12 protein-coding genes are annotated in these 13,861 nt (G+C 27.9%); all 12 read right to left on the bottom strand.

Annotated features, from left to right (window positions below; translation table 11 throughout):
• Window positions 1-480: 480 nt before the first annotated feature.
• Window positions 481-1,206: a hypothetical protein gene (locus tag B3603_RS15835; protein ID WP_291566677.1), complete on the bottom strand. Its 726-nt coding sequence runs from the start codon at window positions 1,204-1,206 to the stop codon at window positions 481-483.
• Window positions 1,207-1,699: 493 nt separating this feature from the next.
• Window positions 1,700-3,016, bottom strand: a complete 1,317-nt coding sequence (locus B3603_RS15830; protein WP_291566675.1) for a D-alanyl-D-alanine carboxypeptidase family protein — start codon at window positions 3,014-3,016, stop codon at window positions 1,700-1,702.
• Between the two features lie 563 nt (window positions 3,017-3,579).
• Window positions 3,580-4,290: a lysoplasmalogenase gene (locus tag B3603_RS15825; protein ID WP_291566674.1), complete on the bottom strand. Its 711-nt coding sequence runs from the start codon at window positions 4,288-4,290 to the stop codon at window positions 3,580-3,582.
• Window positions 4,291-4,698: 408 nt separating this feature from the next.
• Window positions 4,699-5,418 (bottom strand): GntR family transcriptional regulator, encoded by a 720-nt coding sequence (locus B3603_RS15820; RefSeq protein WP_291566673.1) that lies wholly within the window; start codon window positions 5,416-5,418, stop codon window positions 4,699-4,701.
• 79 nt (window positions 5,419-5,497) lie between these two features.
• A complete protein-coding gene (citF, locus tag B3603_RS15815; RefSeq protein WP_291566671.1) occupies window positions 5,498-7,051 on the bottom strand; it encodes a citrate lyase subunit alpha in 1,554 nt (517 codons plus the stop codon).
• A gap of 12 nt (window positions 7,052-7,063) precedes the next feature.
• The gene (locus tag B3603_RS15810) at window positions 7,064-7,942 is read right to left on the bottom strand and encodes an HpcH/HpaI aldolase/citrate lyase family protein (protein ID WP_291566669.1); all 879 of its coding nucleotides are present in this window, start codon (window positions 7,940-7,942) and stop codon (window positions 7,064-7,066) included.
• Entirely contained in the window at window positions 7,935-8,216 is a 282-nt protein-coding gene (citD, locus tag B3603_RS15805; protein ID WP_291566667.1) for a citrate lyase acyl carrier protein, read from the bottom strand. Before citD ends, B3603_RS15810 begins: the two co-directional genes overlap by 8 nt.
• A gap of 237 nt (window positions 8,217-8,453) precedes the next feature.
• The gene (gene citS / locus B3603_RS15800; RefSeq protein WP_291566665.1) at window positions 8,454-9,782 is read right to left on the bottom strand and encodes a citrate/sodium symporter CitS; all 1,329 of its coding nucleotides are present in this window, start codon (window positions 9,780-9,782) and stop codon (window positions 8,454-8,456) included.
• 498 nt (window positions 9,783-10,280) lie between these two features.
• Window positions 10,281-10,811, bottom strand: coding sequence for a chromate transporter (locus B3603_RS15795; protein ID WP_291566663.1), 531 nt, complete (start codon window positions 10,809-10,811; stop codon window positions 10,281-10,283).
• 1 nt (window position 10,812) lies between these two features.
• Entirely contained in the window at window positions 10,813-11,349 is a 537-nt protein-coding gene (locus B3603_RS15790; RefSeq protein ID WP_291566660.1) for a chromate transporter, read from the bottom strand.
• A gap of 113 nt (window positions 11,350-11,462) precedes the next feature.
• Window positions 11,463-12,347 carry a LysR family transcriptional regulator gene (locus B3603_RS15785; protein ID WP_291566658.1) on the bottom strand — a complete coding sequence of 295 codons (885 nt, stop codon included), beginning with the start codon at window positions 12,345-12,347 and terminating at the stop codon, window positions 11,463-11,465.
• Between the two features lie 602 nt (window positions 12,348-12,949).
• Window positions 12,950-13,735, bottom strand: coding sequence for an MBL fold metallo-hydrolase (locus tag B3603_RS15780; RefSeq protein WP_291566656.1), 786 nt, complete (start codon window positions 13,733-13,735; stop codon window positions 12,950-12,952).
• Window positions 13,736-13,861: the final 126 nt, after the last annotated feature.

Here is a 13,861-nt window from a genome sequence, read left to right as displayed (position 1 = left end):
ATTAAAACTCCTGTAGCTTTTTCATGATCTAAACTATTAAATTCACTATAAACTAAATCAGCATTCACTTGATCTTGTATAATATCAAAAGCCTCTCTAGGTGATAACCTAACTTTAAAATTACAGCTTCCCATAGCCACTCCTTTTTTCTATATAAAATTTAATATTTTGTTAAAATATTTTATATATATTTTTATTTTAAAATTGCCTCTTGCTATTTTATTATTAAAAATTACTACTAAAAATACTTGATTATACATTAATTTTTGTTACAACATAATTTAAATTTTAACTATTTTCTCTCCTTCTATTAAAATAGATAAATAAATTATAGCTTGAACATTTACATAAAAATAACAAAGATAATATGATTTTTCTAATAAATTATTCTTAATGAATATTATAAATTATATATACATATATAATTCTAAAATCATTGTATATAATTTTACAATTTAATTTTCTAGGAAATAATTTAAATTAATTATTTAAACATAATCTTATTATGAATTGATCATAAAGTTTGTATAATTCTTCTCTTGAAATATTTCCATCATAAGAAAGTCTAATTAATTCTTTTCTTTTTTTAGTTAACTCTAAAGCCTCTTTATCTTCATGATTAAGCACATCTATAAGCGGCTTTATTTCTTTAGCAAAGCTGTTTCCTATAATCATATTAATCCCTTCATAGTATTGCATTAATGTATCTTTTCTTTCTTTTAAAGAACCAAATTCTTTATCATAGCCATCTATTTTCTCTTGGGATATTTTTTTATACATTTCAATTGCCGCCTTAGCCTCATCAGTTGCATCTTCTAAAAGAATGATTTTCTCTTCACTCTTTTCTTTGTTATTACTTTTTTCCCCTCTAATCCTTTCTACTCTCTCCATTAAAGCCATAAAAGTAGTATTAGGGTATGAATAGCTTTTATTATCATAATGAAGATAAATATTTTCTGGATTTCTATATATTATGAGAGTGCAATTTTGTGAATCTTTTTCATAAAGCTCAAGTGAAATTCCTTCTTTACCTTCTACAAAGTCTTTACTTATTTCTTCTAAGGTTATGATAATCTTATTAGATTTTTCTATTATCTCTATTCCTTTTTCTCCCCAAATAAGTTTTATTCCATCTTTAAAATTTATTATATAATTATCACTACTTATATTTTTATTATTCTTAAATATACTCTTAAAAAATCCCATTATAACACTCTCCTTAGGTATTCACTTTAATAAACCATCTTCGAAAAAATAATTAGTAAGTATTCTAACTATCTCTATAATTAAAACTATTGAATTCATAATGCAAAATCATAATTGTGGACATTTTTCAACAGAAGCTGAGAAATTTAGAATTGATTTGTTTTTGAAGTGATGTAGTCACTTTTCGTGCAGTGTAATTTAGTTGCATTGCTCATCTTCATTATTTTAGTTAAATAAATAGGTCTTGTTCCTAAGCATACTGCACCTCAGGGGAACCCTAAAGGGCTTCACTACTGTTCCCCAGAGGTGGAAAGCTAACAATTGTATTGCTAGTAAAAAATCAGTTAAAGAAATTAATTTGTAAAATTAATTTCAACCTTAATTGTGAATTTTGAATTTTGAATTGTGAATTATTCTAAGTTGTTAACTAAAATATTTGATGACATAATTATTAGTTATAAATTAACTTTTTAGATGATTTATCTATATAACCCTATTTCTTTCTTCTCTTGATCTTTTCCATTCTTTTCATTCTATTTTTTCTTTTTCTTATATTTATTAATACACGAATAACTAATATAATAATAATTAATATAAATATATATATTAATAGATTTGCTTTAATTATGCTCCATAATGTTATGGTAGTAGTTATTTCTGAGGATTTTGAAGCATCCCTTGTTTTTAATGTAACTGTTCCAAAACTCTCTTCAGACTTTCTCTTAAATATATCTCCTGTAATATCAAACTCTATTTTTGCTTCTTTATTATTTGGTTCATTATTATAATAAGTTAAGTCTTTAGAAATTATTATTGGTGCTTCTATAGTTTTTTTAGGACCAAAATATTTAAATAATTTGTATTCTACAGGCAAAGTTTCAATTACATTTCCTGTCTTTAACTCAACTTCTTTATTTGAATTATTTTTGTACTTATATACTGTAGGTAGTACATCATAGCTATAATCTATTATTTTTTTCATATCCTCAAAAACTACAGTATCGGCATCATTTAACTTAGAATTTAAAACTACTCCTATAATTTTTCTTCCGTCTCTTTCAAAAACAGTAAGAAGGCATCTTCCTGCCTTATCTGTATATCCAGTTTTTCCTCCTATACAGCTTTTATCATAAAATTCACTATCTTCTCTTACAAATTTATTAGTATTCTTTATGTTAAAAGGTGCTCTTTCCCCTATAGCTAATTCTGTACTAGATGTTTTTACTACTTCTAAAAACTTTTCAATAGTAAAAGCTTTTCTAGCAAGTCTTGTAAGATCATAAGCTGTACTTTTATGCTTATCAGTATAATCATCTAAACCATTAGGAGTTACAAAATTAGTATTATTCATTTCTAATTCTTTTGCTCTTTTATTCATCATTTCCACAAAAGCTTTTCCACCATCATCTTTATTAGGTATATTAGTAGCTAATGCGGTAGTCATATCATTTGCTGAAACTATCATCATACTTTTTAAAATATCAGATGCTAATATCTCTGCACCAACGTTTATATATGTATAAACTCCATTAATAGCTGTAGGTTCTTCTTCACTTGCTTCTTGAGTAAAAATCAATTTTTCATCCATATTCACATTTTCACAAAGAAGCAGCGAGCTCATAATCTTCGTAATAGAAGCTGGAAAGGTTGTATTATCCCCTTCTTTATAATAAATAATTTCTCCACTATCAAAATCTACAGCAATGGCATATTGACCAACAATTTCTGGCTTTTCCAATGCAAAAACATTATAAGTGCTACTAAATATAATGATAATGGTCATTAGTAAAGTTATAAATTTCTTTCTCATATATACACCTTCCTTTAAGACATATAAAAAATTTAATCGTTCAAAGATTTTACTTATGTTTTATGTAGTATAAGAACATAGATTTTTCATTTATATCATTGAGGCTTAATAAAATAATATAACGTAAATTATACTTCCATACTGACTGGTTATCTTTTAAATATGTCTTATATTATACTAAATTTACTTTTAGCGAAGAAACTTCACAAAGAAAATTTTACTTTATTTAATCATAACATTAGTTACAATTTAGTAAATTACTTTTATAGAAAATTATAATAATAAAAACTAGAGAACTTCTCTAGTTTTTATTATTATAATCAATGATCTTATATTAAGATTATAAAGCACACTATTTTTCTAATGAAAAAATATTTTTTTAATTATTAAATAGCTATTTTATTTTCTATATATAAAAAACAAGTCTGCTACAAAAGCCCCTTTACTATTTGATTATTTTATTATAAATATAAAACAATTAAAATAATTTATATTTATTTGTGAACTTTTAAATCTTCTTATATCTAAAATATTTAAAGTATTTCATATGCAATGATTAAAGGTTACAATAATGCCAAGGTATAAATTATGCACATTTGCGCTGGCACATAGGTTAACCATACCCAAACTGATTGATTTTTAGGTCCTTTTTCTTTTATCTCTGATAAACCTATTAAAAAGTCTGAAAGAATAAAGAGTAGTGCACCTATAGTAGTCATCCACCATGCTCCACTTACAATTAGAGATATATTTATTGCTAGGCTTGCCATAGTACAAATAACTAATGCATATACTAATGCCACCATATTCAGCGTTAAACTCTTGGTAGAATTAAATACAAACACTCTCCAAAGAATTATGCAAAATATATACATTCCAATTAAGATAAAAACTAGATAATTCAAATTTTCCTTATAGGCAGCTATAGCTTTAAGATATGCTAAAATATAAAAAATATGGGCAAGCGAAAAAAATGACATTCCTCCAATTAACCTATTTTTTAATTTTATTATACTGGCCATAATCATATCTCCTATAGCGGAGAAAAACATTCCTAGTAAAATTAGCAATGAATAGTTTCTTAATATTTCAAAATTGTTTCTCCATAATAAAAATGCCACAACTATCATAGAAAAGCTAAAACACATTTTTATTATCAAATTAAGTTCTCCATCTTCTTTTCCTATTTTATTCATTTTCCTTAACACATAAATTCCATTTAAGATTATCATAAGTAGCTGTAAAATTGAAATAATAATTAAAAAAACTCTCACTTTTACCCTCCATACCATATTTATAGAAATTTACAGTGCTATATTAAGTTAAAAATTTATTTAAAGTAGAATTTAAATAGTGAAAATAAAGAGCTATAAGAGTTTTGTAGCAAAACTTAAAATAATGCACAACTTAAAATAATGCACAATTCACAATGCACAGTTCACAATTGTGGTTGAAATTATTTTTAACTAGCTACAGAATCAATTTTAAATTTCTCAGCTTCTGCTGANNTGTGAATTGTGAATTAAAATATCATAGAAATATACATTAAGTTTTAAGGTAGTTTATCTATACATAGCTTAATTTTAAAAGTGGTGCATCTATATATTATTATATCAAATTAAAGTAAAAAAATGGTAACAAATTCATTAAGTTACCATCTTTTAAAAAACTTTTTATCTAATTTATATATTATTTTCTGCATTATTAGTTACACATACCATTTCATTGGATTTTTTATTAAACACTTTTATAAATCTTTTTTTCGCTCTTCTAACATGTTCTCTAGCATATTCTTCTGCTTTCTTATCATCACCAACTTCTATGGCTTTAATAATAGTCTTATATTCTTCTACTGCTTCTTTTTGAAGTTCTTCATCATATAATGTAAGCAATCTAAATCTTCTAAGGTGGTCATGTAATTCCTTCATATCTTGAGTAAGAATTTTATTTTGACTTTGAATCATCAGCATATCATTCCACTGATTATTCATTTCGAATAATTCTTCACGCCTATGAATTCCAATACATTCTTCCATATTACTAATAATTTCTTTTAAGGTATTTATATTTTTTCTTGAAATATTATTACAGGTAAGCCTTGCTGCCAATCCTTCTAAAACTTCTCTAATATCATACATCTCAAGGGCATCTTCCATAGATATACCGTTTACAACAGTTCCTTTTCTAGGAACATTCGTTGCCAATCCTTCAAGCTCCAGCTGTCTTAACGCCTCTCTAACTGGGGTTCTACTTATCCCCATAGCCTCTGCAATTGTAGTTTCTACTAATCTATCTCCAGGTTTTAATTTATTGTTAAATATAGCTTTTCTTAAATTATCTAAAACTATCTCTCTTATAGGTCTTTCATCTTTTCCATCTATCTTATCTAAGAATTCTTCCAAAGTTATCACCTCCATATGCAATTATATATTATAAAAAGCGAGAAGAAAACCATCTCCCCGCTTATTTATTAATAATAAACTATCTTTTTACTTTCCTTATTACATCCATTACTGTTCCATCTCTATACTCTATTACACCTACAACTTCATCTTCAAAGTCTATTTTATCTGGTTTTCCTGTAAAACTTTCAGCAAGTAATTTTAGCTCTTCAATAGACATTAAAGGTAGTTTTGTATCTTTGAGTGCTTCTATTAAATCACTTCTCTTTGGATTAACAGCTATCCCTCTTTCAGTTACAACTACATCTATATTTTCACCTGGTGTAACTACAGTAGTAACATCATCTACAATTATAGGAATTCTCTTTCTAATAAGTGGTGCTACTGCAACGGTCAATTTAGCTCCTGCTGCTGTATCAGGATGTCCTCCCTGTGCTCCCATTATTATTCCTGTGGAACCAGTCATAACATTCACATTAAATTTTGTATCTATTTCTGTTGCTGATAACATCATTATATCAAGTTGATGAGCAACACATCCTTTATTGTGAGGATTTGCATACATAGAAGCAGACATTTCAATATGATTTGGATTTTTCTTCATTGAAGCTGCTGCTGCTGCATCAAAGGTTTGCGTATCAAGCAATGCCTTAAATAAGCCCTCTTCTAATAATTCTACAAGTGTTGAAGTTATTCCACCTGAAGCGAAAGAACCCACTATATTATTTTCTAACATATACTCTCTTAAATTTCTAGCAACTGCAAGAGATGCCCCACCACTTCCAGCTTGGAATGAAAAACCTTCTTTAACTAATCCTGAAGCTATTAAAACTTCTGCTGCATACTCAGCTATTAAAAGTTCCGTAGGACTTTTTGTAACTCTAGTTGCACCAGTAGCAATTTTTGAAGGATCGCCTATCTCATCTACTACCACTACATAATCTACTAATGTTTGATCTATGCTAGCAGGATATAATGGATAATCCACTAAGTTGTCAGTAATAGCAACAACTTTATCTGCATATTTAGCATCTACCATTGGGTATCCCATAGAACCAAAAGCAGATTTCCCATCTCTTCCATTCATATTTCCCATAGGATCACAAGCAGGAGCTGCTATGAAGGCTACATCAATTTTAACCTCTCCTGATTCAATAGCTCTAGCTCTTCCTCCATGAGTTCTAAATATTACTGGCTTTCCTAATATATTATTTAATGAAACTTCTTGACCTAACTTTCCTCTGAGTCCACTAGTTTGAAGTCCTGTAACTACTCCATTGTTTATATGATCAAGTAATGGCTCATGTGCTCCTGTTAATGAAGAAGCACATATAGTTATATCTTTTATTCCAAGGTTAGCAATTTCATCCATAACCATATTTAATATATAATCACCATTTCTTAAATGATGATGAAAAGATATAACCATACCATCTTTAACTCCAGCTTTAACTATTGCTTCCTTTATGCTTGGAAGTATTTTTTCTACTCCTGGAGTAGAAAGTGATTTCATAGGTGCATACTTTCTTCCTTCTACTCCCATTTCAAAGGTTCCTCTATAAGGTTTTACTTCTCCATATCCTTCTATATATTTAGGTAATTGTCTTCCAACAGCGTTAACTACTTGTTCCATTGTTCTCCCCCCTTATATAATTCCTGCGCCTTTTGCTAATGAAACTACTCTTTCCGCCTTTTGAATTACAGGAACATCAATCATCTTTCCATCTACAGTAATTACTCCAATTCCCTTTTCTTCAGCTTCTTTAGCTGCATTAATAATAATCATTGCTTTTTCAACTTCTTCTTTAGTTGGCGTAAAGATTTTATGCACTTGTTTTACCTGTGATGGATGTATGCAAGATTTTCCTGAAAATCCTAAGCCTTTCGCATCTTTAGCTTCTTCTATAAACCCTTCCATATCACCTAAATTTGCATAAACTGTATCAATAGAATCTACACCTGCAACGCTAGCAGCTAAAACTATTTGACATCTTGCAAAGAAAAGCTCTCTAGCTGCTTTAGTTCTGTCAACACCTAAAGTTCTTGTAAAGTCCTCCGCTCCAATAGATATAGCTACAACTCTCTTACTAGCCTGTGCTATTTCAAGAGCATTTAATACTCCTTTTGGAGTTTCAATAGCAGCTTGTATCTTTATTGATCCCTTCTCTAAATTATTTTCATCTTCTAATTTAGTAAGTAATTCATCGAGCTCTATGATATTCTCTTTGCATTCACTCATAGGAAGTCTTATATTTTTTAATCCAGCCTTAACCAGTTCTTCAACATCTTTTTTACCGAATTCAGTATATAATGGATTTACTCTAGCAAAAACCTCACTTTTACTATAATCTATAGTTTTTAAAGCTTCACATAATAAATCTCTTGCACTATCCTTTTCGTTATAAGCTACTGCATCTTCCAAATCAAATACTATACAATCAGCGCCATATATAGGGGCATTCATTAACATTTTAGGATCACTTGCAGGGCAAAATAACATACTTCTTCTTAATTTTTTATTCATTTTTATTCCCCCTAGCTCTTTTAATTGCTGTTTTTACTCTTGCTTTTATAACAAAATCCAATGCTCCAAAGTCTTCAATTTCAACCTTAGCATTTTCCACATTTAACTCACTTAATGCTTCTCTCACAGCAATCTCCATATGTCTTCCAAAAATCTTTTTAATTTTGCTTTTTATATCAATAGTTATTCCTTCTACTTCATCTAATTGAACTTTTACCAAAACGTCATCTGATTTTTCATTTCCAGCTATACCCATCATAATAAAACTTACCATCCTTTCCCTCTACTATAATTTATATAGGGTTCCAAAATAAAAATTTAACTTATACATAATTTCCATAATAAAAATTCTTTTCTATGGATTAAAAATTAAGAATGAAAAATGANNTTTAAGCTATTTTTATAAAAAACTTACTTTCCAGAGTATATTTTAAAATTTCACATTGTATCCCTATATTATGATTAAAGATTAAAGGTATAAGAGATTACTTATACCTTTAAAATGCTTTATCTATGCAAATAAGCCAAATACTACGCTTGCAATAACAAGCATTATTCCTCCACCAATTCTTGATGAAATTTGAGCAAAAGATATAAGTTCCATTCTCTTAGCAGCACCTAGAACTGCTAAGTCTCCTGAACCACCTCTATTAGCCATACATAAACCTGCTGTTATAGCTGTTTCTATTGGGTAGAATCCTACTAATACTCCAAGTAAAGCTGAACCTACAACTGCTCCTATAACTATAAATCCGGCAATTATTAAATTTGAAAAAGTTAGTGCTGCAATTATTTCTCCAAGGTCAGTATACGCTACTCCAACACCTATCATAATAACCCATAAGAATTTTGATGCAAAGAAACTTTGAAGGGTTTTAGCACCTTGTTTTAATTCTTCAGGTATCAAATTAAATATGTTAAATATTGAAACGAATAAAACCATATAGGCAAATGTATGAATCTGAACTCCACCAATAGATGGAAGTATTTTTTTAGACATCAATGTTCCTAGTATATAAAAACCTGTTGAAAGAACTAGTCCTGCTGCAATTTCTTTATGTGTAATCTTAAGGTCTGATTTTTGTTCTTCCGCAGAAAAATTCTTAGTTTTTATTAAATTACCATTTCCAGTTAATGCTGGCTTTTTATCTCCTAATTTACTTAAAAGAGCCCCCATAAATATTGAGATAATATTTGCAATTGTTAGTATTGGAAAAGCAAAAGATAAAAATTCTTTTGGATCTCCTCCTGTAACAGATTTATATATTTCTGACATAGGTATTGCACCTGCACCAGTTCCACCACCCATTATAGGTAAAACATACTTCATTGCAACCTCTATTGGTGAAACTCCTGTTATAAGTCCTCCTATAGCTCCAAATATAAATGCTCCTAATATACCTGCTAATATTGCTGGTATATAACCTGTAAGAGCTTTAACTAATAATTTTCTATTAACAGCAAGTATACTTCCTGTTATTAATACTGATATAAATAAGTTCAAGAAATCTGCATCATCCATAAAGAATTTGATGCTTTCAATAGTTGATTCTGGCATAATTCCTTTATAAACTAAGTAAGCTGAACCTAAAAAAGCAAGTATTGCTCCTCCACCAACATACTCCTTCCATATAGGAATTCTATCTCCAACTTCACCAAATATTATTCCTAAAATAAACATTACTGCAAAAGCTCCTGTTATCTCTTTAGGAATAATATCGTACATTGATGCCGCAATTACTATTATTGCAAATATTGCAAATAAATATAGAGGCATTCCAAATACTTTAAAATGTTGTTTTCCATTAATAGTATTACTGATTTTTTCCTCACTTTTCATAGTTTAACCCCCTATAAAATAATATCCTAACCTTTTTGTATACATTTTCACTATATTGTATACAATTCTTATGTATACAATATATCACTTCTGTATACAATTTGACAATAGCTTTATATGAATTTTTTCATAATTTTCTATTTTTCATTAAATGATTTATTTTTTATTAGATATTTTATTTAATAGGAAAAATAAGATTAAATCATAATTTGATATTGAATTTTAACTTATAAATAGTTTTTTTATATTTTAAATTTAAATAAAATTTTATTATAATTTTTAAGCTAATTTAAAGGTTATATTAATTTCTTCTAAATATATTTCCCTGAAAAATAAAAATTATTTAATAAATAAGTGCTGTTTTCTAGAGGTGGTAAATTAGCAATACATTGCTAGTAAAAGATCTAAAAATAAAAAGCCAGTAATAAAATTACTGACTTTTTTATATTAACAAAAGTATTTTCTCCTTAATGATTTACTACTAAATCTGTTCATTATTTAAAATACTCCATAGAGTATTACCCCTAAAATTCCAGCTACAACAATTACAAGTATAGGATGCAATTTTGATTTTAAACTAATAATTAATATTATTGCTCCAATTATTATGGATTTAATATCTAAATAAGATTGTTTGGCTAGAGATAAAAATGCACTTATAATAAGACCAATTAATGCTGGTCTCATCCCCATTAATGCTGACTTCATAACCAATGAATTTTTAAATTTTAACACGCAATGAGTTGCTATTGAAACTAGTATAAATGGGAAGGCTACTACACCAAGAGTTGCAAAGAAACTTCCCCAAAAACCACTAATTGTATATCCAACAAAAGTAGCTGAATTAATTGATATAGGTCCAGGTGTCATCTGTGAAATTCCTATTATATCTAAAAACTGAGAAGAACTTAACCAATGATTTGTTGTTACTATTTCTCTTTCAATTAAAGGTAGCATGGCATAACCACCGCCATAACCAAAAACACCTATCTTAAAAAAACTTAAAAATAATTTTATAAGCATATCCATATTAAGCCACCTGCTCTCTTAAAAAAATTATTCCATAAATAGCAGAAATGAAAATCATTATAACTGGGTGAACATTAAAAATTGTAATTGCTAATACACAGGTCACTGTTATAAGAATATTAATTGTACTCTTTTTTACAGACTTGGATAAACTTTTTACAGCAAGTAATACTAGCACAGGTACTGCTCCTGTAATACCTTTAAATACATTATCTACTATAGGATTTTCTCTAAATTGCATAAAAAAAACAGCTATAGTGAGTATTATTAAAAATGAAGGCAATATTACTCCTAATAGGGCAAGAATTGCACCTAAAACGCCCCCTAATTTATATCCTATAAATAAAGATGAATTTACTGGCAATGCTCCAGGAAAACTTTGAGCTATTACAAGTATATCTGTAAACTCTTCTTTAGAAATCCATTTTTTTGATTCAACTACCTCTCTTTCAATTAAAGGAATCATGGCATATCCTCCACCAAAGGTAAAAGCGCCAATCTTAAAAAAACTTAAAAACATTATAATTAACTCTTTCATAAAAAATCCTCCACTTTCTTCTTAAACATAAGCAATATAATAAAGAAAGAATATAAAATTTCATTATTTCTTAATTTTAATTTATAAGTTAAATACATAAAACATTTAGTTATTTAATTAATCTCATGACAAAAGTTTATAAAGTCATTTATAAACTCCATTTCCTTTTCATCAATATATATAAAGTTAAATTCTCTAAGCATGCTAAAATTGTTTATTGGAACAACTACAATGGTTTCTTGTTCCAACTCCTTTTGTATTGCTTCTCTTGATATGATTGTATATCCTGCATTATATTCTACTAAAGATACCAAAGAAGTAATGCTTCCAACTTCCATATGGGCATTGATAGTATCAGGACTATATCCTCTCCTAATTAATTCACTTTCAAATATTTCTCTAGTACCTGACCCTTGTTCTCTTAATAATAGATTTCCTTCTAAAACTTCTTCAAGTTCAACGGATTTTCTATTGGCAAAATCATGATTGGGCGAAGCAGCCAAAATAAGCTCGTCATCTTTAAATTTCCTAAATTTAAATTTCTTTTTATCAAAAGGTCCTTCTACTATAGCCAATTCAATTTCTCTGTCTATAAGCTTCTTTAAAATAATATTTGTGTTATCCACATGTAAAGTTATATTTACATTGTTGTTAGCATTTTTATACTTACCTAAAATATGTGGCAATACATAACCACCAATGGTCATAGTAGCTCCAATACGATGTCTTCTTATAATAGATGAAGAATCCTTTAGCTTCTCTTCCATATTCTGTGATATTGCATACATTTCTTTAGCGTATTCTAGAAGAATTTTTCCTTCTTCCGTAAGCTTTAAATGTCTTCCTTCTTTTTTTATAAATTTCACTCCATAATGTGACTCTAAATATTGTACTTGCTGATACACAGCAGGTTGAGTTAAATTTAAAATTTCAGCTGCCCTAGTAAAGTTATTAGTTTTAGCCACAGTTATAAAAGTAATAAGTCTTGGATCAATCATTTTTATATCACCTTAAAATAGATTTTTATTCTATTCCCAAACCTTTCTTATTGATATTTAACGATTCATTAATGTTTTATTTATTATAAAATTCTTTCTAGAAAAAATTTCACCCTTTTAACTTTTTAAATAATATATATAGATAAACTACTCTAAATTTTAATGTATATTTGAATATAATTTACAGTTTGATATATTAATTCATAACCTTAAAAAATGGACAATTGACAATTAANNATTCTCAATTATATAAATATAAACTAAAACAATTTGTTAATACGATTTTATAAGTTCATACATTAAATTTGGAATTGGTATGTCTATATACTTTGCATATTAATATTTTAATTATTCAAATATATCTTTCTCTCTTAATAAAATTGTAGCACATGTTTACTATAATCAAAACTTATAATAATTTATAAAACTATAAATTTTACTTATAGTAAATTCATAAAATATTTGTATTTACGAGCTATCCATTAATGTTGTCGGAATCTATGTAAGAGCTTAAAGCATTAGCATCAATAAAATATATTTTATTGCAAAAAATAAATAAACAACGAAGAAAAAATTTTCTAACGTTGTCCAATATCTATCTACTAGAACTGAATACTAAATCCATTAAATTTATGTATTCCACTTCCGTGTCTTACGAGATTCTTTTCTCTAAGTTCTTTAACAGCTTTACTTACCTCATCAAGTATATTTATATCTAAACCTAATTGATTATGTGCTCCATAAATTTTCTTTACATTTAAAATTTCTGTTATCTTCTCTAAAGAATTAATTAAATCTTCTGGATCTGTAGTTGGATAATGAGCATATATTGTTCCTTCATATAATAAATCTCCAGTATATAAGTAACCTTTTTTATTATCAAAAATTGAAATGTGACCTGGTGAATGCCCTGGTGTATGATAAATGACTAATTCTCTATTCCCAATATTTATATTATCTCCATCATGTAATAAAGCTTTTGGGAGCCCTTGGAATGGTTTATATGTCTCTGGATTAAAAGTATTAGGTATAGGTTTTGTAATATCACGTGCTACGTCTTTTCTTATTTGCTCAATTGAAAGCTTTTTTATTCCATTTATAAGCCACTCTTCTTCTGCTTCATGTACAAATATGTCTTCATATTGGTTGTGACCTCCAATATGATCCCAATGAACATGAGTTGTAAAAACTACTATTGGTAGTGATGTAAGCTGATCAGTTATTCTTTTGATGTTATCTATTCCTAATCCAGTATCGATTAACGCTGCTTTCTCCTCTCCCAATAGTAAATAAGAATGAACTTTTTCCCAGTGTCCATATTCACTTATAGCAAATGTCTCACTGTCAATCTCCTCAACTGTAAACCAAGAATCCATGATTTCTATCACTCTAAAATACCCCCTCTTTTTACTATGTTACTAATTAAATTATATTTAACTTTTATATAATAAAAAAAGTTTATGGCTTAAGAATTAAGACATAAACCTTTATACAATTGATTAAGTTCCCCTGAG

This window comes from Clostridium sp. UBA2485, assembly GCF_002341865.1.
Taxonomy (GTDB): Bacteria; Bacillota; Clostridia; order Clostridiales; family Clostridiaceae; genus Clostridium_J.
The sequence above is the reverse complement of the archived record's forward strand: the minus strand, read 5'-3'. Positions and strand labels throughout refer to the sequence as shown.